Origin of the sequence: Pseudoxanthomonas japonensis, from assembly GCF_043632995.1 — a bacterium.
In the GTDB taxonomy this organism is placed as follows: Bacteria; Pseudomonadota; Gammaproteobacteria; order Xanthomonadales; family Xanthomonadaceae; genus Pseudoxanthomonas_A; species Pseudoxanthomonas_A japonensis.
Map to the genome: position 1 here is coordinate 1895592 of NZ_CP171632.1, position 21012 is coordinate 1916603.

Below are 21012 nucleotides of genomic sequence, written 5' to 3' on the forward strand. Positions count from 1 at the left end.
GGGGAGGGTCCTTCTTACTCGGCCTTGCCTGCGGCCTGCGCGGGCTTGGCCTGCGCTGCCTTCGCCGCGGCCGCCTGCTCGGCGGTGACGCCCTTGGCCGGCGCGCCTTCCTTGACCTTCTGCAGGCCTTCGACGATCACCTGGTCGCCGGCGGCCAGGCCGTCGGTGACCAGCCAGTTGGGGCCGACGGCCTGTTGCGTGGTGACGTTCTTGCGCACGACGTTGCCGTCCTTGCCGATCACCATGGCGTAGGCGCTGACCGTGTCGCGCTGGATGGCGCCCTGCGGGATCAGGAACGCGCCCTTCTGCTCGCCCAGCGTGGCGCGCAGGGTGACGAAGGTGCCCGGCAGCAGCGTGCGGTCGGCGTTCGGCACGGTGGCGCGCAGCGAGACGCTGCCGGTCGCCGGATCGACGACGGTGTCGGAGAAGTCCAGCGTGCCGGTCTGATCGATGGCCTGGCCGTTGGGCAGGATCACCTGCACCGTGCGCTGGCCCTCACCAGCGAGTTGCACCTTGCCGTCGCCCTGGGCCTGGCGCAGGGTCTGCAGCTCGCTCGAGCTCATCGAGAAGTTCGCGTAGAGCGAATCGATCTGGTCGATGGTGGTGAGCAGCGTCGCATCGCCCTGGCCGACCAGCGCGCCTTCGGTGACCTGCTGCTTGCCGGCCCGGCCGGAAATCGGCGCGGTGACCGAGGCATAGCCCAGGTTGATGCGGGCGCTCTCGACATTCGCGCGGGCCTGCTGCACGGCGGCGGCGGCGCTGCGTTCGGCGGCTTCGGCGTTGTCCAGGTCGGACCGGGAGACGAACTTCTGCGGCGCCAGCTGGCGCGCGCGATCCGCCGCGACCTTCGCGTTCGCGTAGGTGGCCTGCGCCGAGGCCAGCGTGGCCTGCGCTGCGCTCAGCGAGGCCTGCAGCGGGGCGGGATCGATCAGGAACAACACCTGTCCCTCCCTGACGTCGCTGCCTTCCTGGTACACCCGCTTCTGCACCACGCCCGGCACGCGGGCGCGGACGTCGGAACTGCGGATGGGCGACAGGCGCCCCACCAGGTCGCGCTGCAGCGGCACGTCCTGCGGCGAGGCGGCCATCACCACCACTTCGGGGGGCGGCATCTGCTGCTGCTCGGGCTTGCTGCAGGCCGCGAGGACCGCCAGCAGGGCGCTGGCCAGGGCGAGGGAACGGATGGGGGACGTCATGGGGAAGCTCCGTTTCTTTTTCTTGGAGACGTGGGAGAGGAAAGCGGTGAGCGGATACGGCGGCCGGCGGACACGGAAGGCGGCGCGCCGTCGTCGGTCGGGGGCGCGAAGGCCCGCAGGAAGGTATCGATCGAGAATTCGGCCCAGCGGTGGCGCGCACGGTCGCCTGCGCGGTGGACCACGCCGAAACGCTGCCGTTGGAAGTCCATTCCCACGATCATGCTGAGCAGCAGCTCCGCGGCGTAGTGCGGATCGTCATGCCTCAGCCGGCCCTGGTCCATCGCGTGCTGCAGCCAGGTGGCGAGGCGCTGGACGAGAGTATCGCAGGCCTGCTGGTAGAGGTCGCGCGCTTCGTCGGGAAATTGGTGCGCTTCTGCGGCCAGCAGGCGACTGGTCGAGACGATGGTGGGATCGTTGAGGTGCCGGAGGTGCTCCAGCGCAAAGGCCAGCAACGCTTCGCGGGGGTCCTCCACGACGGGGGACAGCGGCACCGTGGCGAGGTCCTGGTGTTCGGCGATCACGCTGCGCAACAGTTCCTGCTTGCTGCCGAAATGCGCATAGAGCGTCTGCTTGGAGCAACCGGCGCGCGCGGCGACCGTGTCCATGCTCATGCGGAACCCCTGCTCGGACATGAGTTCGCGCACGGCCTGGTGGACGCGGGCGCGACGCTGATCGGGCGCGGCAGGGGTGGGGGACGGGCGCATCGGGGCTAGACTATACCGTCCAGTTCAGAATTTTGACAGGCTTGAAAGCCCGGTATTTCCGTGCACAGAACGGCGACAGGTCTTGTAAAGAATGCGTGACGATGCGCAGCACGCATCCGCGCACTGCCGAACGTGGGTGCCGTTCTCGTCGATCCGCCGAGCGGCACACAGCCATCTGCTCCGCCTGGCGTGCGCCGGAGAATCCTGCGTGCGATTGCAAGCCGCGCTTATGACGCCTCGCAGCAAGTTTTGTCATGGCGCCCGGAGATACAATGACCATTCGACTACCACTTGTTGAGTCATTCTCTGCATGAACGCTGCACGCAGCCCCCAAAAAGCCTCGAAAAAGACGTCCAAACCGGAAGCCGCAAAGGCCACGAAGTCGGTGAGCCCCAAGGCGACGCCCACCAAGAAGGTGGCTGCCCGACCGGTGAAGGCGGCGAAGGCCGCGGGGGAGCAGGGCAAGGCAGTGGCGAAGTCGGGCGACGCGTTCTCGCTGTCGCCCATCCTCGATGCGATCCGCAAGCGTGTCGCCGGCGCCACCGCGCAGGAAGAAGCGCGTACGTTCGCCGACGCGTTCTACAAGCGCATGGAAGAGGACGAGTATCCGCACCACAGCGCCGATGGCTGGGCCGCGATCGCGGCCGACACACTGGCGTTCGCGCGTACCCGCAAGCCCGGTACCGCCAACGTGCGCATCTTCAATGCGTCGCAGAAGACGCACGGCTGGGAATCGCCCCACACCGTGCTGCAGATCGTCAACGACGACATGCCGTTCCTGGTCGATTCGGTGAGCATGGCGCTGGCCGAGATGGGCGTGGGCGTGCACGTGCTCGGCCACCCGCTGGTCCGCTTCACCCGCGACAAGGCCGGCAAGGTTTCCGCGGTGGGCGAGGGCAAGCACGAGTCGTTGATGCTGCTGGAGATCGACCGCCTGCCGCCGGAGGAGATGGCGCAGGTCGAGAAGCGCATCCGCACCGTGCTGGACGAAGTGCGCGCCATCGTGCGCGACTGGTCCAGCATGCGCGAGAAGATGCTGGCGCTGGCCGACGACATGGCCACCCGCCGCATGCCGGTGGACGATGACGGTCGGCGCGAGGCACAGGAGTTCCTTCGCTGGGCCGCCGCCGACCACTTCACCTTCTTCGGCTACCGCGAATACCGCGTCGAGAAGAGCACCGGCATCCTCGCCGCCGTCGAGGACAGCGGCCTCGGCCTGCTGCGCGAGGGCGACACTACCCCGCCGCGCAACATCAAGACGCTGGCGGCGCACTACCTGCCGCAGGGCGGCTCGGTCGATGCGCTGATCCTCACCAAGACCAACCGCCGCTCCACCGTGCACCGCCCGGGCAACATGGACTACATCGGCGTGCTGGAGTTCGACGCGCAGGGCAATCCGATCGCCGAGCAGCGCTTCATCGGCCTGTACACCTCCAGCGCCTACAACCGCCGCCCGTGGGAAATCCCGCTGGTGCGCGAGCGCCACGAGTACGTCATGCAGAAGTCCGGCCTGTCGCCCAGCGGCCACAGCGGCAAGGCGCTGCGCCACATCCTGGAGACGCTGCCGCGCGAGGAACTGTTCCAGTCCAGCGACGAGGAACTGTTCCGCACCTCGATGGGCATCCTGGGCCTGCAGGAGCGCGTGCGCAGCAAGCTGTTCCTGCGCCGCGACCGTTACGGCCGGTTCTATTCGGCGCTGGTCTACATCCCGCGCGAGCGCTTCAACACCGACGTGCGCCTGCGCATCGAGTCGCTGCTGAAGGACGCAATGCGTGGCGAGTACGTCGACAGCAGCGTGCTGCTCGGCGAATCGCCGCTGGCCCAGCTGCACATCACCATCCGACCCAAGGCCGGCGAGCAGGTCGAGGTCGACACGTCCGCGCTGGAAGCCGACATCGCCCACCTGCTGCGCAACTGGCAGGACGACCTGCGCGAGACCCTGATCGGACGGCACGGCGAGTCGAAGGGCCTGCTGCTGGCCGGCGGTTATGGCCGTGCGCTGCCGGCGGGTTACATCGAAGTCGTGTCGCCGGAAGGCGCCGCGCGCGATGTCGAACACCTGGCCGCACTGTCCGGTGCCGACGACCTGCGCCTGAGCCTGCACGAGTCGCGTCGCAAGCGTCCTGGCCAGGGCCGCCTGCGCCTGAACCTGTACCGGCAGGAGACCGACATCCCGCTGTCCGACGCGCTGCCGCTGATGGAGAACATGGGCCTGCGCGTGATCTCGGAGCACCCCTTCCGCCTGGAGACCGCGCAGGGCGCGCGCTATATCCAGGAGTTCGAGGTCGAGCCGGTGGGTGGCGACGTCGACGTCGAGCGGCTGGCGCCGATGTTCGAGGATGCCTTCGCCCGCGTGTGGCACGGCGATGCCGAGAACGACGGCTTCAACAAGCTGGTGCTGGGCGCCGGCCTGGCCTGGCGCCAGGTCGCGCTGCTGCGTGGCTACTGCAAGTACCTGCTGCAGACCGGCGTGCCGTTCTCGCAGAGCTATGTCGAGGAGACCCTCAACCGCTACCCGTTGCTGGCCCGCCTGCTGGTGGAACTGTTCGAAGCCCGCTTCGATCCGGCGACCGGCAGCGAGAGCAAGGCGCAGGTCAAGGAGGGCCAGGAGCGCTTCGCCGCACAGCTGAAGCCGCTCGCCGGCAACGACGAGGCCGCGCAGAAGACGCTCGCCGCGCTGGTCGATGCCCGCGGCGGCAAGCGCGAACAGCAGGCCGAGGCGGCGCACCAGGCACTGCTCAAGCTGATGGACCGCGTCTCCAGCCTGGACGAAGACCGCATCCTGCGCGGCTTCATGGGCGCGATCGAAGCCACGCTGCGCACCAGCTTCTACCAGGCCGGCAAGGACGGGAAGCCGGCGCACACGATCAGCTTCAAGTTCGATTCGGCCAAGGTCCCGGACCTGCCGAAGCCGCGTCCGTACCGCGAGATCTTCGTCTACGGCCCGCGTGTGGAGGGCGTGCACCTGCGCTTCGGTCCGGTCGCACGCGGCGGCCTGCGCTGGTCCGACCGCCGCGAGGACTTCCGTACCGAGGTGCTGGGCCTGGTCAAGGCGCAGATGGTGAAGAACACGGTCATCGTGCCGGTCGGCGCGAAGGGCGGCTTCTTCGTGAAGCGTCCGCCGGTGGGGGGCGACCGCGATGCCGTGCTGGCGGAAGGCATCGCCTGCTACAAGCTGTTCATCCAGGGCCTGCTGGACATCACCGACAACATCGTCGGCAACAGGATCGTGCCGCCGGTGGACGTGGTGCGCCATGACCAGGACGACCCGTACCTGGTGGTCGCCGCCGACAAGGGGACGGCCACGTTCTCCGACATCGCCAACGGCCTGGCCATCGCGCATGGCTTCTGGATGGGTGACGCGTTCGCCTCCGGCGGTTCGGTCGGCTACGACCACAAGGGCATGGGCATCACCGCGCGTGGTGCATGGGAGTCGGTCAAGCGCCATTTCCGCGCGATGAACCGCGACAGCCAGACCGAGGACTTCACCTGCGTCGGCATCGGCGACATGTCCGGCGACGTGTTCGGAAACGGCATGCTGCTGTCCGAGCACATCCGCCTGCTGGCCGCGTTCGACCACCGCCATATCTTCCTGGATCCCAATCCGGATGCGGCGAAGTCGTTCAAGGAACGCGACCGCATGTTCAAGGTGCCGCGCTCCAGCTGGGCCGACTACGATGCCAAGCTGATCTCGAAGGGCGGCGGCATCCATCCGCGCAGCGCCAAGTCCATCGAGATCACCCCGGAAGTGCGCGCCGCGCTCGGCATCGCCGACGGCGTGAAGTCGATGACGCCCAACGAGCTGATGAGCGCCATCCTGAAGGCGCCGGTCGACCTGCTGTGGAACGGCGGCATCGGTACCTACGTCAAGGCCGCCAGCGAGACGCACGCCGACGTGGGCGACCGCGCCAACAACGGCCTGCGCGTCGACGGCCGCGACCTGCGCTGCCGGGTGGTGGGCGAGGGCGGCAACCTGGGCCTGACCCAGCTGGGGCGCATCGAGGCCGCGCAGCATGGCGTGCTGCTCAACACCGACTTCATCGACAACTCCGCCGGCGTGGATACCTCCGACCACGAGGTGAACATCAAGATCCTGCTCAATGGCGTGGTGCAGGCGAAGAAGCTGTCGATGGACGCCCGCAACAAGCTGCTCGCGGACATGACGGGCGAAGTGGCCGACCTGGTGCTGTGGGACAACTACCGCCAGAACCAGGCCATCAGCTTGATGGAGCGCATGAGCGTGACGCGCCTGGGTTCCAAGCAGCACTTCATCCAGACGCTGGAGTCGCAGGGCCTGCTGGACCGGCAGATCGAGTTCCTCCCGTCCGACGCGGAACTGGCCGAGCGCAAGGCGCGCGGCCAGGGCCTGACCCGTCCGGAGCTGTCGGTGCTGCTGTCGTACTCCAAGCTGGTCGCGTTCCAGCAGCTGCTGGAATCCGACATCCCCGAGGATCCGTACCTGTCCAAGGAACTGCAGCGCTACTTCCCGCTGCCGCTGCAGAAGAAGTACGCCTCGGAAATGGAGAAGCACCGCCTGAAGCGCGAGATCATCGCCACGGCGGTCACCAACACCACCATCAACCGCATGGGCGCCACCTTCCTGCTGCGCATGCAGGAAGACACCGGCCGCTCGCCGGCGGAAGTCGCGAAGGCGTTCACCATCACCCGCGAAACACTGGATGCACGGGCGCTGTGGAACCAGATCGACGCGCTGGATGGCCAGGTGCCGGAGTCCGTGCAGATCGATGCCCTGCAGGTCATCTGGCAGGTGCAGCGAAACTTCACCCGCTGGCTGCTGACCCGCCAGGGGCCGATCCCGGCGATCGCCACGGCCGTGGAGCGCTACCACGACGGCTTCAACGAGATCCGCGCCGCCGACGGCGTGCTGCCGGATTCGCTGCGTCCGGCGTACAACGCCAGCCTGCAGGCGTGGAAGGACAAGGGCCTGCCGCCCGCGCTGGCCGGCCAGATCGCCGCGCTGCCGTACCTGGAGCCGTCCTGCGACATCATCGAACTGGCGCGTGCGCGCAAGCTCAAGCCGGTCGAGGTGTCGAAGGTCCACTACCGCCTGGGCGAGGCCCTGCACCTGCCGTGGCTGCAGGACCAGATCGAGGCCCTCAAGGTCGACGGGCGCTGGCACGCGGTGGCCCGTGGCGTGCTGCGCGACGAACTCGCTGCGCACCAGCGCACGCTGGCCAACCAGGTGCTGTCGCTGCCGGGTGGCAATGCCGATGCCAAGGTCAAGGCGTGGCTGGGCCGCGATGACGCGGGCCTGCGCTTCACGCTCAGCATGCTCAACGAACTGGCCGCGCAGAAGACGCTGGACTATCCGACCGCATCGGTCGCGGTGCAGCGCCTGGGCCAGCTGGCGTCCCAGGGCTGAGGTTCGCTCACTGGCAATGGAAACGGGGCGGCCTTCGGGCCGCCTTTTTTGTGTCCGCCCTCCATGGCAGCAACCCGTTGGGCCAACGCTGCGCATTGGCGAAAAACGCTCCCGGCGTTTTTTTCTGTACGCTGTGCAGGCCCGACGATGGAGTCTCGGATGTCCGACCCCCGCATCGCCTTTCTCGCCAGCCCCACGCCAGAGGCGCAGGAGGCGCTGGCGACGCTGCAGCGCGAACACGGCGCGCATGCGCCCGACCAGGCCGACGTGCTCTGCGCACTGGGCGGCGACGGCTTCATGCTGCAGACGCTGCATCGCCATGGGGCGCTGGGCAAGCCGGTGTTCGGCATGAAGCTGGGCACGGTCGGATTCCTGATGAACCACTACCGCTCCGACGACCTCGTCGAGCGCATCGCCGCCGCCGAACCCGCCAAGCTGCGTCCGCTGGAAATGCAGGCGCTGACCGAATCCGGCACCTCGACCTCGTCGCTGGCCTACAACGAAGTCTCCCTGCTGCGGCAGACGCGGCAGGCGGCGCACATCTGCATCGACCTCAACGGCGAGACCCGCCTGGATGAACTGATCTGCGACGGCGTGCTGACGGCCACGCCCGCGGGCAGCACCGCGTACAACTTCTCCGCGCACGGTCCCATCCTGCCGCTGGGTTCGCACACCATCGCGCTGACACCGATCGCGCCGTTCCGTCCGCGCCGCTGGCGGGGCGCCATCCTGAAGGCGGATACCGAAGTGCGGTTCCGTGTGCTCGACCCGTACAAGCGTCCGGTCAGCGCCACGGCGGACTCGCACGAAGTGCGCGACGTCGTCGAGGTGACCATCCGCGAATCGCGCGACCGCACGGTCACCCTGCTGTTCGATCGCGAACACAATCTCGAAGAGCGCATCCTCAGCGAACAGTTCATGACCTGAGTGGTCATGTCCCGGGAGACAGTGCGGTTTCGCCGCGCTGCGGCTTGCTCCGTCATGTCACGCATGTTATCCAGCGCCCCGTAGCGGTTCGGTTCGCATCCACCCGGGGAGGGGTCCCGATGCCATTGAAGTGCGCGGTGGCGCTATGCGCCCTGTTGGCCGTGTCCGATGCGGTCGCCTGCAACCTGTCGACCGGCGTTACCCCGTTCGCCAAGGGCCAGGCGACGACGGCCATGGACGATGCCGGCCTGAAGCCGCCGGTCGTCGAAGTGGTCAGCCTGACCCGGGGCGTGGACGGACGCGCATCCTGCGACGCCAGCGGTCTGCTGACAGTGCGCGTGGAGTGGCCGCGTGGCACGGACTACAAGATCCGCGACTTGGGATTCGAGTTCCGCGTGGTGGGCGAGGATGCCCTCGCGATCTTCCCGTCCGCACCGGTGGTCGGGTCCGTGGACGGCAAGCGCAGCGAGTTCGTGTTTCTCTGGCGTGATGGGCCGCCCGCGCAGCAGGCCCCCATCGACCTGATGGTGGAAGTGCGCGCGGTGACCGCGGACAACCGCCGCGGACCGCCCACGCAGCTGCGCATCGCCGCGGCGCCGGGAAGCTAGCCGGCTGTCTCGCCTCCTGCGCCATGGATCGCCGATACTGTGCCCATGGCCGACAACACCCCCCGCCTGCTGACCGTCGCCGTCACCTCGCGCGCCCTGTTCGATCTGGAAGAAAGCCACGCGCTTTACGAGCGCGAAGGCGTACAGGCCTATGCCGATTTCCAGCGCACGCACGAGGACGACGCGCTGGCGCCGGGCATCGCCTATCCGGTGGTGCGCAAGCTGCTGGCACTCAATGCAGGTGCATCGTCCGAAGCGCCCCGGGTGGAGGTGATCCTGCTGTCGCGCAATTCGGCCGACACCGGCCTGCGCATCTTCAATTCGATCCAGCACTACGGGCTGGGCATCGTGCGTGCCACGTTCACCGCGGGCGAGCCGACCTGGCCCTATGTGAAGCCGTTCGGCACCGACCTGTTCCTGTCGGCCAATCCCGACTCGGTGCGTCGCTCGCTGGAGCACGGCATTGCGGCGGCGACCATCCTGCCTGCCGGCGCACCGCAGCTGCGTCACGAGCACCAGTTGCGTATCGCCTTCGACGGCGATGCGGTGATCTTCGGCGACGAGAGCGAACGCATCTCGCGCGAACAGGGGGTGGAGGCGTTCGGCAGGCATGAGCAGGCGCGCGCGCGCGAGCCGCTGTCCGGCGGCCCGTTCCGCAACTTCCTGTCGGCCCTGCACCAGTTGCAGCAGGTGTTCCCGGCGGACGAGCGCTCGCCGATCCGCACCGCGCTGGTCACCGCGCGCTCGGCACCTGCGCATGAGCGCGTGATCCGTACGTTGCGCGAGTGGGGCGTGCGCCTCGACGAAGCGCTGTTCCTCGGCGGACGCCACAAGGGGCCGTTCCTGGAAGCCTTCGGCGCCGACATCTTCTTCGACGACTCGCAGCACAACATCGACAGCGCCCGTCACCATGTCGCCGCTGGTCACGTTCCACACGGCGTCGCCAATCCGTGATGCCGGTCGCGCCCGGCCTGTCCGGCCGGTGCGGAGCACCCCGATAGCTTGAGCACAAGCCGCTTCGCAGTTCCGCGGGGCGCTGAATGGGGGGTGTGCCGTGTGCCTCGAAGAGCGGGAAGGGCGCCTGCATCTGGTCCATCGCAGGCGTGAGTGGGGAAGCCAGCGCGTCATGGAGGAGAAGATCTACGATCTCGACCTGCCTGCGGCCACCAGTCGTGTCGTCAGACAAGGTGGGGAAGGGCCGGATTTCTGGGCCTACGTCGATGATGGCCGGCACCTGCATTACGTTAGCTACTGGTTGCCCAACAAGATCCGGGTGATGCGCGCCGCGCATGCGGCATCCGGCAGTTTCCAGGTGTTGTCGCCGCACTTCGCGCGCCTGGGCGGACGGGTGTACTGTCGCGGCGCATGCGTCATGGACGCGGACGCCGAACGGTTCCAGCTGGTGCCCGACACCCGGTTCGCCCGGGATGGCCAGCGCGTCTACGCGTTCACGATCACCGAGGGGCTGGACGTGCTGGAAGGGGCGACGGGTCCGCTGCGCTTCCTGCCGCGCTGCGAGCATTTCGCCCACGGCGACGACTTCTACTGGCAAAGCAGCTGGACGAAGCGCATCGAGCCGGTCAGCGGGTACACGCGCATCGATACCTACGAAAAGAAGAATGTCCTGCTGGCCCAGCTATGGGGCGATACCGATCCGCGGGACGACGAAGAGGCGGCGGCGCGTGCGGCCGTCCTCGACGGGGTGAGAACGGTGGCGGATCTTTTCCGGCTGGCGTTACCCGATGCCACGGGACAAGGGGCCGGAGCGGCACTCGCACACGCGTGAGGCGGCGCGATCCGGGCGGGCTCAGAGCGGCAGGCGGATATCCGTCAGCCGCCACCGCAGGCCTTGGCGGGTGATGACGAAGACGACCGGATCGCCATCGGCGTCATGCACGGTGGCAGTGAAGCGCGACAGCGATTCGTAGCGGTGCTCGGCTTCCTTCAACGGCTCGGCCGGTACCGCGGGCGCATAGGTGTCCCCACCGACGGTGTCGCCGATAGCGCGTTTCCACGTTGCGCGGCCCTGCAGGAGGGCGGCGATGCCCATCGGCGTGACCAGGGTGTCGACGCCGCGTCCGAGTACCTGGTTGGCGATCGATAGCGCCGCGGCGCCGAACAGGTTGGACGATACGTCCGGGCCGGCACGCCGTGCCAGATAGTCCTCCACCTGCGCGCGCAGGTTGACGCGCAGCGCGGGGAAATCGACATGCCGCTGGAGCTTGGCCGTGTCCTGCTCCGCCAGGGCGGTGCGGATGCCGTGGATGGCCAGGTAGGGACCCGCCACCACGTAGGCGCAGAGGCCGAGTACCACCGCCAGCAGAACACCCCCCACAACCCACTTCTTCATCGGCGAGCCCTTCATCGGTGAGTCCCCAGGGTCAGAATTCCAGATCCAGCGCGGCGCACAGGTAGTCGACGAACGGTCCCAGCGTCTTCAGGTCGCTGGCCAGCGTCTGGCACAGGCGCGGTCCGGTCATCGTGGCATCGTCCAGCGAGCGCCAGAACACGAAGTTGCGGTGCTTCAGGTCTTCGATGAACTCGAAATCGGCGGGAAATCCGCGCGGCGGGCGCACCAGCTTCTCGCTCTCCTCGAAGTCGAAGCGGCGCCGGAAGGCCGGATCGTGCGCGGCCTTCTTCCAGCTGCCCGGGTTGTCGAGGATGAACTGGCGCACGCGGCGCTGCGTGTCCGGTTCCGGATGCCACAGGCCGGCGCCGACGAAGCACTCGCCCGGCTGCAGGTGCAGGTAGAAGGACGGTGCCGGCACCTGCTTGTGGCGCTCGTGGTACAGACGCGCGCCCTGCCACGACTTGTAGGGCGACTTGTCGTTGGAGAAACGCGCATCGCGGTAGATGCGGAACAGCGAGCCGCCGACGGTCTTCGGGTCGGCGCGGAAATGCAGGCTGACCGCGGCCAAGTCCGGCTGCAGGTCGGTCAGCAACCGCAGGAACGGCTGGCGGACGTGGTCTTCGTACTGGGCCTTGTGGTCGGCGAACCAGGTTTTGTCGTTGTGGCGCGCCAGCCCGCGCAGGAACTTGAAACTGGCATCGGAGAAGTAGGTAGCCATGCCCCGCATTCTAGACAAGCCGGTGTCATGGCATCGACAAGGCTGCCCTCGATGTCGGCTTACAGCGTCGCCTGGATCCCGTCGCGCCACTGCTGGATCCTGTCCAGCAGCACCAGCCGGCCGGCGTTTCCGGCCTCCGCCTGCCGCAGGAGCGCGATCTCGGCATCGAAGGTCTCGAAGCTGTACTCCGACAGACCGTTGTCCATCGTCAACCGCTGGCGGCGGTAATCGTCCCAGCGCTGGCGTTCGTCGTGGGACAGCGTGTCGGGCCAGTTGCGGGCGCGGTAGCGGAACAGCAGTTCCGGCAGCCGCACATCGCGGAAGCCGAAATCGCGCTCGCCCAGCAGCGCGGGGGGCGTGGTGCGAACGTCGGTGAAGCGGCGCTTGTCCGCGTCGGCCAGGAAGCCGTCGTACAGCGAACCATCGACATCGCCCGCCTGGAAACTCCGCTCGGTCGAGAACACGCGGCGCACCGTTTCGGCCAGATCGGGACCGGCTTCGCGCAGGATCGCGGCATGGCGCTCGCTGCGTACCGGATCGATGCCCAGGCGCTCCATGTCGGCCGGACGCAGGTGCGACCAAGCCACCAGCGCCGGCGCACGGTTCAGATGCACTTCCTTCAGCGGAATGCGTTGCTCGCCCTCGGGAAGATCGGCCGCAGGCGTGTAGAGACGGTCGGCGATGTCCTCCGGCGACATCGACAGCAGCGGCGTGGGATCGCTGTCCAGGTCGAATACGACGACGCGGTTGTCGATGCGGGGATGCCTCGCCAGCGGCAGCACCGGTGCCGCGCACAGCCGGTGCGCGGGATAGCGCTGGGAGACATGCAGCACCGGCAGCATGGCCGTCGTGTCGAGCAGTCGCGCGGCGAAGCGCTTGTCGCGCAGCTGCAACGCATACTCCCACAGCCGCGGTTGGGACTGGCGCATCAGCCGCGCCAGGCCGATGGTGGCGTAGACGTCCGAGAGCGCCTCGTGCGCATCGCCCTCGCGCACGCGGTTGGCGAGGGCGAGGTGTTCCAGCTTGAACGAGGTGGCGCCGTCGTCGCGCTTGGGCCAGATGATGCCGTCCGGCCGCAGCGCATGCATCAGCCGCATCACGTCCAGCAGGTCCCAGCGCGAATTGCCGCCGCGCCATTCACGCTCGTAGGGTTCGTGGAAATTGCGGAACAGCCCATGGCGCACGAACTCGTCGTCGAAGCGCAGGCTGTTGTAACCCAGCGTGCAGGTCTCTGGCCGTCCCATCTCGTCGGCGATGCGGGCGAAGGCTTCGGCCTCGTTGACGCCCTCGGCCACCGCCCGCTGCGGGGTGATGCCGGTGATCAGGGTGGCGACGGGGGAGGGCAGCAGGTCGTCCGCTGGCTGCACGAAGAAGCTGATCGGCTCGTCGATCACCTCAAGGGCCGGCGTCGTGCGTACCGCCGCGAACTGTGCCAGCCGACTGCGGCGCGGGTCCGCGCCGAAGGTCTCGAGATCGTAGAAGAGGAAGCTCGCGCTCACCCCTCGATCTCCTCCAGTACCGGCAGCTGCGCATGCACATCCGCATCCACCGCCGCCCAGTCGACGCCATCGAGCGATGCAAGCCCGGCCGTATGCCGCACCAGCAGGTCGCGCTGCACGTGGCTGCGGTGCTGCGCCAGCGCGTACGGGATGCGCATGAAGCTGACCATCGTGTAATGCGGGACGAAGCGCTGCGGATGGCGCTGCTGCAGCGCCAGCTCCAGCTCGCGCTGCAGCAGGAAGCCGCTGTCGTCCACCTTGTCGCGCATCTCCACGTAGTTTTCCAGCGCCATCTCCTGGATGGCGAGCGCATTGGGCTTGCGCTCGGCCTCGAACGCGGCGAACGCGTCAGCCAGATCGTCGGTTGCCTGCAGGTGGCGCGCGAGCGAGACGCAGTCCTCGAAGGCGCAGTTCATGCCCTGGCCGTGGAACGGCACCATCGCGTGGGCGGCATCGCCCAGCAGCACCGCGTGGCCGTCGAGGTGCCAGCGGTCCAGGTACAGGGTGGCGAGCAGGCCGGTGGGGTTGGTTTCCCAGTCCTGCTCCAGCTCAGGGATCAGCGGCACGGCATCGGCGAAATCGCGCAGGAACAGCGCTTTCGCCTCTCTGCCGTTGCGCACGCTGGCGAAACTGGGGTCGCCCTGGTTGGGCAGGAACAGCGTCACCGTGAACGTGCGTTCATCGTTCGGCAGCGCGATGCACATGTAATGCCCACGCGGCCAGATGTGCAGCGCGTTCGGCTCCATCATGAAGCCGCCGTCGGTGGATGGCGGGATTTCGAGTTCCTTGTAGGCATGGTCCAGGAACTCGGTGCGCTCGCCGAGATTCTCCTCGCGTTGCATCGCGCCACGCAGCGACGATCCGGCCCCGTCGGCCCCGATCAGTGCGGCGAATCCGATGTCATGGAAACCGCCGACCTGCTCATCGGCGAAGCGGGCGACGGAAGCGTCGAAGTCCACGGCATCCAGGCGGCGATCGAAGTGGAGTGTCGCGCCGGCCTTCTCCGCCAGGTCCAGCAGCGTGATGTTCAGATCGCCGCGATGGATCGACCAGATCACCTCGGAGTCGTCGCGGCCGTAGCGCTGCAACTGCAGCCGCCCGTCGAGCGCATGCACCATGCGGCCGCGCATCATCACCGCCTGCCGCATGACGGCGTCATCGGCGTCGGCCATCCGCAGCGCATGACGACCGCGTTCGGTCAGCGCCAGGTTGATCGAACGCCCGCCAGCGTAACCCTGCACGCGCGGATCGCCGCGCTTTTCGAACACATCCACCCGCCATCCGGCGCGCGCCATCAGCGTGGCCAGCAGCGCACCGGCGAGGCCGGCGCCGATGATGGTGATGTGTCGTGGGGTATCAGTCTTGTCCAATCGCGTAATCCGTCATCCCCGCGAAGGCGGGGACCCAGTGACTTTGCTCTGACCGGTGATGTCCGTCCAAAGATCGTTCCAGTAGGGGTTGGATGCTTCCATCAACCGCACTTTCCATGCCCGCTCCCATTTCTTGAGACGCTTCTCGCGGGTGATCGCGCTGTCCATCGTTTCGTGCAGCTCGTACCACACCAGGAGCGTGATGCCGTATCGATGGGAGAAACCCGACACGACATGATTGCGATGTTGCCAGATACGCCCCACCAGATCGCTGGTAACGCCGATGTAGAGCGTTCCGTTGCGTCGGCTGGCCAGAATGTAGGTTGCCGGTTGCTTGTCCATAAGCGTCCGTGGCAGGGCAAAGTCGCTGGGTTCCCGCCTGCGCGGGAATGACGACTTCCATTTTCAGGAATGTTCAGAACCCCCGCCACGTCTCGACTTCCTCGACGAAGCGGTGGACGTCCATGTAGCGGTTGTAGAGCGGGGCGGGCGAGATGCGGATCACGTCCGGTTCGCGCCAGTCGCCCACGGTGCCGACCGACAACAGGTACTCGAACAGTTCGCGCCCGCGCTCGCGTCCGCCGATCACGCGCAACGACAGCTGCGCGCCGCGCTGTGCGGTGTCGACCGGCGTGATGATCTGCAGCACGTCTGACAGCCGCGCCCGGATCAACGCCTCGAGCAGGCCGGTGATCTTCAGCGACTTGGCGCGGATCGCCTCCATGCCGCCGGCCTTCTCGAACAGGTCCAGCGACGCGCGCAGCGGCGCCAGGCCCAGGATCGGCGGGTTGCTCAGCTGCCAGCCTTCGGCGCCCGGCGTGGGTACGAACTCCGGCGCCATGCGGAAGCGGGTTTCCTTCTCGTGGCCCCACCAGCCGGCGAAGCGCGGCCGGTCCGTATTTGCGTGGCGTGCATGCACGAAGCAGCCCGCCACGGCGCCGGGACCGGAGTTCAGATATTTGTAGTGGCACCACACCGCGAAATCGACGCCGCTGTCGTGCAGGCGCAACGGCAGGTTGCCGACGGCGTGGGCCAGGTCGACGCCGACGACGGCGCCCTGTGCGTGGCCCAGTCGCGTGATCTCGGCCAGGTCGAAGGCCTGCCCGGTGCGGTACTGGATGCCGGGCCACAGCACCAGCGCCAGGCGCGGGCCGTGCTCGGCGATGGCGCGCTCGATCGCGGCCATGGACAGCGTGCCGTCGGGCTGATCCGGTTCGACCTCGATCAGGTCGGTCGCGGGATCGAACCCGTGGAAACGCACCTGCGATTCCATCGCATGGCGGTCGGACGGGAACGCACCGGCCTCCATCAGGATCGCCGGCCGCTCCGCGGTGGGACGGTAGAAGCTGACCATCATCAGGTGCAGGTTGGTGGTCAGGGTGTTCATGGCCACCACTTCCGACGGCTCGGCGCCCACGATGCGCGCCAACGGCTCGCGCACCAGCTCGTGGTAGGTCATCCACTGCGCGTTGCCGGTGAAGTGGCCTTCGACGGCTTCGTTCGCCCACTTGTCCAGGGCCTCGTTGAGGTGGACGCGTGCGCCCTTCGGCTGCAGGCCCAGCGAGTTGCCGCAGAAATAGATCTGGTCGTTGTGCTTGTGGCGGGGAATCAGGAACTCATTGCGCAGCGCACGCAGGGGATCGGCGGCGTCGAGGGCGATGATGTGGGTACGGGACAACGGGTCGGTCATGGAGTAGTCGGAAAAAGGAAGACAGAAGATGATGTAGGAGCGCCCCATGGGCGCGATGCTTTGTGGATGAGCGTCCCAATGCCTGCAAGAGCATCGCGCCCATGGGGCGCTCCTACAGAGCTCATCACAGAAACCTCGATGCCGGCAGGCCGAGCCATTCCAGCGCGGTCCCGTGGTACAGGCGGGCCTGCTGGCCGTCTTCAAGACCCAGCGCGGCGATGCCGGCGCCCGGCTCCTGTTCGCCCAGCGGGAACGGGTAGTCGGTGCCGAGCATCACGCGCTCGTGGCCGACGGTGTCCAGCAGGTAGCGCAAGGCACGCGGATCGGCGACCCAGGAATCGAAGTACACGCGGCCGAGGTAGTCGCGCGGATTGCGCGGGTTGTCGGTAGCGACGAGGTCGGGACGCATGTTGAAGCCGTGCTCGATGCGGCCAATGGTGTACGGGAAGCTGCCGCCACCGTGCGCGAAGCAGACCTTCAGTTGCGGCAGCCGCTCCAGCACGCCACCGAAGATCAGGCTGCACGCGGCGCGCGACTGTTCGGCGGGCATGCCGACCAGCCAGGGCAGCCAGTACTTCGGCATCGAGGCCGCGCCCATCATGTCCCACGGGTGCACGAGGATCGCGGCGCCCAACTCGCTGGCCGCCTGGAAGAACTCGAACAGCTCCGGTGCATCCAGGTTCCAGTCGTTGACATGGCTGCCGATCTGCACGCCCTGCAGGCCCAGCTGGTCCATGCAGCGTTCGAGCTCCTGCACGGCCAGGCGCGGCGACTGCAGCGGCACCGTGCCGATGCCGGCGTAGTGGCGCGGGTAGTCGCGGCAGGCCGCGGCGGTGTGGTCGTTGAGCGCCTGGTGCAATTCCAAGGCGTGGTGTGGCTTGGCCCAGTAGCTGAACATCACCGGCACCGTGCTGATCACCTGCACCTGCACGCCGAATTGCGCGTAGTCGGCGATGCGTTCTTCCGGATCCCAGGTCTTGGGCCAGATCTCGCGGAAGAACTTGCCGTCCTTGTAGATGCGGTGGCGACCGTCGTCGCCGTGGTGGATCACCGGGAAGCGCAGGTCGCCGTACTTGGCCGCCAGGTCGGGCCAGTCGCGGGGCAGGAAATGCGCATGGGTGTCGATCTTCAGCATCGTCGGATTGCAGGGGCTGCCTGCCAGGGATTCGCGCTGCAGTGCCGCGATGGAACAGGAACGTGAGCGGCGTCGGCGTTCATCGTTCCAGCGCGTCGGAGACGCGCTCGCAGGCGGCGATCAGGTCGTTGACCAGGCGGCGGTCCACCTCGACATGGCCTTCGTACTCGGCCAGGTTGCGCAGGTCGTGCGCCTTGGCCAGCACGCGCCAGACCTCGGGGCCGAGACCGAGCGTGTGCGGCAGCACCTGGAAGACGATGTAGCGGTGGCGCGCGCGGAAGCCCGCACGGCGCAGCGCCGCCAGGCTCAGCGCATGGGCGGCGTTGTAGGCCAGGTCGAAGCGGCTCTCCAGCGACAGCGCCTCGTTGTGCGCGTCGGCCAGCCGTGCCAGCCCGGAGCGCAGCAGGCCAGCGGTTTCCTTCCTGTCGGGCGGTTCGGCGCTGAGCGGGCCGCTGTGGGTGGCCAGCTTCTCAAGCGGCGAGGTCATCGTCGCCCCCGATCAGCCATTGCCGCGGCTGCTCCAGTACACGGGTGACAAAGCTGTTGCCGCCTTCGATCCTGCTGCGCAGCTCGTCACGGTCGTAGACGGTGGGATTGATCTGCCTGCCCAGCCGTTCCGCCACCGGGTGCAGCGCCAGCATCACCTCGGCATAGGTCAGGTCGTCCGCGACCACCATCAGGTCGATGTCGCTGCGGGCGGTGTCGCTGCCTTTGGCGATTGAGCCGTACAGGAATGCGGCGTGGATGCGGTCGGCCAGCGGCGCCAGCGCTTCGCGCAGCGGCTCGGCCAGGCCGAAGGTCTTGCGGACGATGGAGACCAGTTCGTCGTGGATCGGCGCGTCGGGATTGGCACGGTAGCGCTTCTGGTTGCCGACATGCTCGACCGTCAGCAGCCCGCTGCCGGCCAGCCGGGCGAGCTCGCGCTGGACGGCGCCACTGCCGGCGCCGGTGGCCTGGATCAGTTCGTTGACCGCGTAGCTGCGGCCGGCCTCGCCGAACAGGCAGGCCAGCACTCGCTGCTGGGTGGTGGTGAACAAGGCGCCCGACAGGCTGGCGGTGGCGTAGCGCGCCGCCGCTTCGCTGACTTTCCCGGATCGAGGGGTATCACTCATGCCCATATCGGGCACGATAATGCCCAGATTGGGCAAGTGCAAGCTCAGGTGATGTCGGCCTGCGAGTCCGCCTGCATTTCGTAGCGGCTCGGGCGCGGGTTCAGGTGGCCGCAGGCCTTGCAGGTGCGCAGGTCGTCGTTGCGGTAGAAGGCTTCGAACACGCGGAAGAAATCCTGCTCGATGTCGTTGAGGTGGAAGTACTCCTCGTACACCTTGTGGTTGCAGCTCTCGCAGAACCACAGCAGACCATCGTCCTCGTGCGGGAGGCGCTTGCGCTCGATCACCAGGCCGACCGAGCCCGGCATGCGCTGCGGCGAATGGGGTACCCGCGGCGGCAGCAGGAAGATCTCGCCGGCCCGGATCGGGATGTCGCGGACGGCGCCGTCTTCCTGGATGCGCAGGACCATCTCGCCTTCCAACTGGTAGAACCACTCGGGGCCTTCGTCCCAGTGGTAATCGGTGCGCGCATTCGGGCCGCCCACCACCATGACGATGAAGTCGCCGTCATAGATGACCTTGTTGCCGACCGGCGGCTTCAGCAGGTGGCGGTGCTCGTCGATCCAGGCCTGGAAGTTCAGCGGGTTGGGCAGCACGTCAACCTCCCTTGGGCGCCGGTTTGGAAGCGCCCCGGAGGTCCTCGACCGTCGGCGCCGGATCGCGGACCGGGATGCCGGCGTTGCGGGCCATCTCCACGGTCTTCGCCTGCGATTCCGCCAGCGTAAGACCGATCATCTTCTCCCGCTCTTCGTCGGTGACTGCGTCCGTCGCCACGGGATAGAGATACAAGCCTTTCGCGTCGCTCAGGAACTGAGTTCCGTACCATTGTGGCTGTTGCTGCCTCATCAGCAGGCGATCCCATGATGCAGCAACGAGCCAGCGGCGACGTCCGGCATCATCGGCTTCGAGGTTCAATGCGAGCGTAGCCAGTGCGTGGGCCATGCGAATGTCCTCGGCAGTGACTCCATGCTGGAACACCCAGGCGGCATTCTCGTAGTCGCTGGCGGTGCGCATGGCGCCCTCGCGCATCAACACCTTCACCCTTGCGAGCCTGGCGGCGTCGCGCGGCGCCACCTTGCTCCAGTCAATCGTGCCTTGGCGGTCGGCCTGATCCTGCTCGCGGAGAGCAGCCAGTTCGGCATGGTCTGCCGGCAGACCATCGGCGTGGGCACCGGCACTCAGGCAGAGAGCGAGCAGGGTGGCGAACAGCATCTTTTTCATCGATCCGCGTCCTTTGCCAGACGTGCGATGCACTTCAGTTCGATGGAGATCGGCGTGGGCAGGGCGGTGATGCCCAGCGTGGTCCTGCAGGGAGCGGTCGCTGCGTCGGGGAAATACTCCGCCCATACCTGGTTGTAGGTCTTGAAGTCGTGGTCCATGTCGGTGAGGTATACCGTCACATCCACCAGGTCTTCCCAGTGAGCGCCACTGGCCTGCAGCACCGCACGGACATTGGCGAAGACGGCACGGCATTGCGCATCGATGTCGTAGCTGATCAATCGGCCATCGGCATCGTGCACGTTGCCCACGATGGCATTGCTGACCGGATCGCGCGGACCGATGCCGGACAGGAACAGCAGGTCGCCCACGCGCCGCGCATGCGGGTAGTGCCCCACGGGCTTCGGCGCGCCACCGGCCTGCACGGCCTCACTCATCGCGCTTGCCCTTCGGCGGCACGCCGGCGAGGGCGCGCTGGTAGGAGGGCTGCAGTTCGTCCTGCGCCGCCACGTCCATGCCCAGCTCGCGCACGCGGCCGTCGAACAGGCTGTAGACCCAGCCGTGGATCGCCAGCGGCTGACCGCGCGCCCATGCGTCCTGCACGACCGTGGTCTGGCAGACGTTGAACACCTGCTCGATGACGTTGAGTTCGCACAGGCGCGCGTGGCGCAGCGATTCGGTGTCCACCTGGTCCAGCAGCGTCTGGTGCTTCAGTGCCACGTCGGCGACATGACGCAGCCAGTTGTCGGCCAGGCCCACGCGCAGGCCGGTCATGGCCGCGTGCACGCCGCCGCAGCCGTAGTGGCCGACCAGCAGGATGTGTTCGACCTTCAGGATGTCGACGGCGAACTGGATCACCGACAACGCATTGAGGTCGCCGTGCGACATCACGTTGGCGATGTTGCGATGGACGAACACTTCGCCCGGGTCCAGACCCAGGATCTGGTTCGCCGGCACGCGCGAATCAGAGCAGCCGATCCACAGGTAGCGTGGCGACTGCTGCTGCGACAGCCGCTTGAAGAAGCCGGGGTCCTCCTGCTTGATGCGGGCAGCCCAGTCGCGGTTGTTCTGCAGCAGCTTCTCGAGTTCGGATTGATCAGACATC

At 67.4% G+C, this 21012-nt stretch carries 20 protein-coding genes; 5 read left to right on the top strand and 15 right to left on the bottom strand.

Features of this window, described 5'->3' with window-relative positions:
• Nucleotides 1-14: 14 nt before the first annotated feature.
• The gene (locus tag ACGHX3_RS08640) at nt 15-1196 is read right to left on the bottom strand and encodes an efflux RND transporter periplasmic adaptor subunit (protein WP_213604024.1); all 1182 of its coding nucleotides are present in this window, start codon (nt 1194-1196) and stop codon (nt 15-17) included.
• On the bottom strand, nt 1193-1900 hold the full coding sequence (locus ACGHX3_RS08645) for a TetR/AcrR family transcriptional regulator (RefSeq protein WP_394697113.1): 708 nt from the start codon (nt 1898-1900) through the stop codon (nt 1193-1195). The genes ACGHX3_RS08640 and ACGHX3_RS08645 overlap by 4 nt, the downstream gene beginning before the upstream one ends.
• Before the next feature lie 310 nt (nt 1901-2210).
• Here ACGHX3_RS08645 and ACGHX3_RS08650 point away from each other — a divergent pair, with 310 nt between their 5' ends.
• From ACGHX3_RS08650 to ACGHX3_RS08670, 5 genes are all read left to right on the top strand, one after another.
• Nucleotides 2211-7283, top strand: coding sequence for an NAD-glutamate dehydrogenase domain-containing protein (locus tag ACGHX3_RS08650; RefSeq protein ID WP_394697114.1), 5073 nt, complete (start codon nt 2211-2213; stop codon nt 7281-7283).
• A 159-nt stretch (nt 7284-7442) separates the two neighbouring features.
• Entirely contained in the window at nt 7443-8210 is a 768-nt protein-coding gene (locus ACGHX3_RS08655) for an NAD kinase (protein WP_213604043.1), read from the top strand.
• 119 nt (nt 8211-8329) lie between these two features.
• Nucleotides 8330-8818, top strand: coding sequence for a hypothetical protein (locus tag ACGHX3_RS08660; RefSeq protein ID WP_162337427.1), 489 nt, complete (start codon nt 8330-8332; stop codon nt 8816-8818).
• Nucleotides 8819-8863: 45 nt separating this feature from the next.
• Nucleotides 8864-9772 (top strand): 5'-nucleotidase, encoded by a 909-nt coding sequence (locus ACGHX3_RS08665; RefSeq protein WP_394697115.1) that lies wholly within the window; start codon nt 8864-8866, stop codon nt 9770-9772.
• A 172-nt stretch (nt 9773-9944) separates the two neighbouring features.
• Entirely contained in the window at nt 9945-10604 is a 660-nt protein-coding gene (locus ACGHX3_RS08670) for a hypothetical protein (RefSeq protein ID WP_394697116.1), read from the top strand.
• A gap of 21 nt (nt 10605-10625) precedes the next feature.
• On the opposite strand, the gene ACGHX3_RS08675 is transcribed toward ACGHX3_RS08670, so the two are convergent.
• From ACGHX3_RS08675 to can, 13 genes are all read right to left on the bottom strand, one after another.
• The gene (locus tag ACGHX3_RS08675) at nt 10626-11168 is read right to left on the bottom strand and encodes a DUF2939 domain-containing protein (RefSeq protein ID WP_162337424.1); all 543 of its coding nucleotides are present in this window, start codon (nt 11166-11168) and stop codon (nt 10626-10628) included.
• A 31-nt stretch (nt 11169-11199) separates the two neighbouring features.
• Nucleotides 11200-11886, bottom strand: coding sequence for a DUF2461 domain-containing protein (locus ACGHX3_RS08680; protein ID WP_394697117.1), 687 nt, complete (start codon nt 11884-11886; stop codon nt 11200-11202).
• 59 nt (nt 11887-11945) lie between these two features.
• Nucleotides 11946-13385, bottom strand: coding sequence for an exodeoxyribonuclease I (gene sbcB / locus ACGHX3_RS08685; RefSeq protein WP_394697118.1), 1440 nt, complete (start codon nt 13383-13385; stop codon nt 11946-11948).
• On the bottom strand, nt 13382-14680 hold the full coding sequence (locus ACGHX3_RS08690; protein WP_394697263.1) for an FAD-dependent oxidoreductase: 1299 nt from the start codon (nt 14678-14680) through the stop codon (nt 13382-13384). Before ACGHX3_RS08690 ends, sbcB begins: the two co-directional genes overlap by 4 nt.
• 87 nt (nt 14681-14767) lie before the next feature.
• A complete protein-coding gene (locus ACGHX3_RS08695) occupies nt 14768-15097 on the bottom strand; it encodes a GIY-YIG nuclease family protein (protein ID WP_394697119.1) in 330 nt (109 codons plus the stop codon).
• Nucleotides 15098-15170: 73 nt separating this feature from the next.
• Entirely contained in the window at nt 15171-16445 is a 1275-nt protein-coding gene (gene kynU / locus ACGHX3_RS08700) for a kynureninase (RefSeq protein WP_394697120.1), read from the bottom strand.
• A 124-nt stretch (nt 16446-16569) separates the two neighbouring features.
• Nucleotides 16570-17580: an amidohydrolase family protein gene (locus ACGHX3_RS08705; RefSeq protein WP_213604057.1), complete on the bottom strand. Its 1011-nt coding sequence runs from the start codon at nt 17578-17580 to the stop codon at nt 16570-16572.
• Between the two features lie 79 nt (nt 17581-17659).
• A complete protein-coding gene (locus ACGHX3_RS08710; protein WP_162337417.1) occupies nt 17660-18067 on the bottom strand; it encodes a hypothetical protein in 408 nt (135 codons plus the stop codon).
• Nucleotides 18051-18692 carry a nucleotidyltransferase domain-containing protein gene (locus tag ACGHX3_RS08715; protein WP_213604059.1) on the bottom strand — a complete coding sequence of 214 codons (642 nt, stop codon included), beginning with the start codon at nt 18690-18692 and terminating at the stop codon, nt 18051-18053. The genes ACGHX3_RS08710 and ACGHX3_RS08715 overlap by 17 nt, the downstream gene beginning before the upstream one ends.
• A gap of 44 nt (nt 18693-18736) precedes the next feature.
• Nucleotides 18737-19285: a 3-hydroxyanthranilate 3,4-dioxygenase gene (locus ACGHX3_RS08720; RefSeq protein WP_394697121.1), complete on the bottom strand. Its 549-nt coding sequence runs from the start codon at nt 19283-19285 to the stop codon at nt 18737-18739.
• A 1-nt stretch (nt 19286) separates the two neighbouring features.
• Entirely contained in the window at nt 19287-19910 is a 624-nt protein-coding gene (locus ACGHX3_RS08725; RefSeq protein WP_394697122.1) for a hypothetical protein, read from the bottom strand.
• Nucleotides 19907-20344, bottom strand: a complete 438-nt coding sequence (locus ACGHX3_RS08730) for a RidA family protein (RefSeq protein ID WP_394697123.1) — start codon at nt 20342-20344, stop codon at nt 19907-19909. The genes ACGHX3_RS08725 and ACGHX3_RS08730 overlap by 4 nt, the downstream gene beginning before the upstream one ends.
• Nucleotides 20337-21011: a carbonate dehydratase gene (gene can, locus ACGHX3_RS08735; RefSeq protein WP_162337413.1), complete on the bottom strand. Its 675-nt coding sequence runs from the start codon at nt 21009-21011 to the stop codon at nt 20337-20339. The genes ACGHX3_RS08730 and can overlap by 8 nt, the downstream gene beginning before the upstream one ends.
• Between the last annotated feature and the right edge of the window lies 1 nt (nt 21012).

Excerpts from the sequence above, each read along its gene's own strand:
- ACGHX3_RS08640 (WP_213604024.1), bottom strand. The coding sequence starts at position 1,196 with ATGACGTCCCCCATCCGTTCCCTCGCCCTGGCCAGCGCCCTGCTGGCG.
- ACGHX3_RS08645 (WP_394697113.1), bottom strand. The coding sequence starts at position 1,900 with ATGCGCCCGTCCCCCACCCCTGCCGCGCCCGATCAGCGTCGCGCCCGC.
- ACGHX3_RS08650 (WP_394697114.1), top strand. The coding sequence starts at position 2,211 with ATGAACGCTGCACGCAGCCCCCAAAAAGCCTCGAAAAAGACGTCCAAA.
- ACGHX3_RS08655 (WP_213604043.1), top strand. The coding sequence starts at position 7,443 with ATGTCCGACCCCCGCATCGCCTTTCTCGCCAGCCCCACGCCAGAGGCG.
- ACGHX3_RS08660 (WP_162337427.1), top strand. The coding sequence starts at position 8,330 with ATGCCATTGAAGTGCGCGGTGGCGCTATGCGCCCTGTTGGCCGTGTCC.
- ACGHX3_RS08665 (WP_394697115.1), top strand. The coding sequence starts at position 8,864 with ATGGCCGACAACACCCCCCGCCTGCTGACCGTCGCCGTCACCTCGCGC.
- ACGHX3_RS08670 (WP_394697116.1), top strand. The coding sequence starts at position 9,945 with ATGGAGGAGAAGATCTACGATCTCGACCTGCCTGCGGCCACCAGTCGT.
- ACGHX3_RS08675 (WP_162337424.1), bottom strand. The coding sequence starts at position 11,168 with ATGAAGAAGTGGGTTGTGGGGGGTGTTCTGCTGGCGGTGGTACTCGGC.
- ACGHX3_RS08680 (WP_394697117.1), bottom strand. The coding sequence starts at position 11,886 with ATGGCTACCTACTTCTCCGATGCCAGTTTCAAGTTCCTGCGCGGGCTG.
- ACGHX3_RS08690 (WP_394697263.1), bottom strand. The coding sequence starts at position 14,680 with ATGGCGCGCGCCGGATGGCGGGTGGATGTGTTCGAAAAGCGCGGCGAT.
- ACGHX3_RS08695 (WP_394697119.1), bottom strand. The coding sequence starts at position 15,097 with ATGGACAAGCAACCGGCAACCTACATTCTGGCCAGCCGACGCAACGGA.
- kynU (WP_394697120.1), bottom strand. The coding sequence starts at position 16,445 with ATGACCGACCCGTTGTCCCGTACCCACATCATCGCCCTCGACGCCGCC.
- ACGHX3_RS08705 (WP_213604057.1), bottom strand. The coding sequence starts at position 17,580 with ATGCTGAAGATCGACACCCATGCGCATTTCCTGCCCCGCGACTGGCCC.
- ACGHX3_RS08710 (WP_162337417.1), bottom strand. The coding sequence starts at position 18,067 with ATGACCTCGCCGCTTGAGAAGCTGGCCACCCACAGCGGCCCGCTCAGC.
- ACGHX3_RS08715 (WP_213604059.1), bottom strand. The coding sequence starts at position 18,692 with ATGAGTGATACCCCTCGATCCGGGAAAGTCAGCGAAGCGGCGGCGCGC.
- ACGHX3_RS08725 (WP_394697122.1), bottom strand. The coding sequence starts at position 19,910 with ATGAAAAAGATGCTGTTCGCCACCCTGCTCGCTCTCTGCCTGAGTGCC.
- ACGHX3_RS08730 (WP_394697123.1), bottom strand. The coding sequence starts at position 20,344 with ATGAGTGAGGCCGTGCAGGCCGGTGGCGCGCCGAAGCCCGTGGGGCAC.
- can (WP_162337413.1), bottom strand. The coding sequence starts at position 21,011 with ATGTCTGATCAATCCGAACTCGAGAAGCTGCTGCAGAACAACCGCGAC.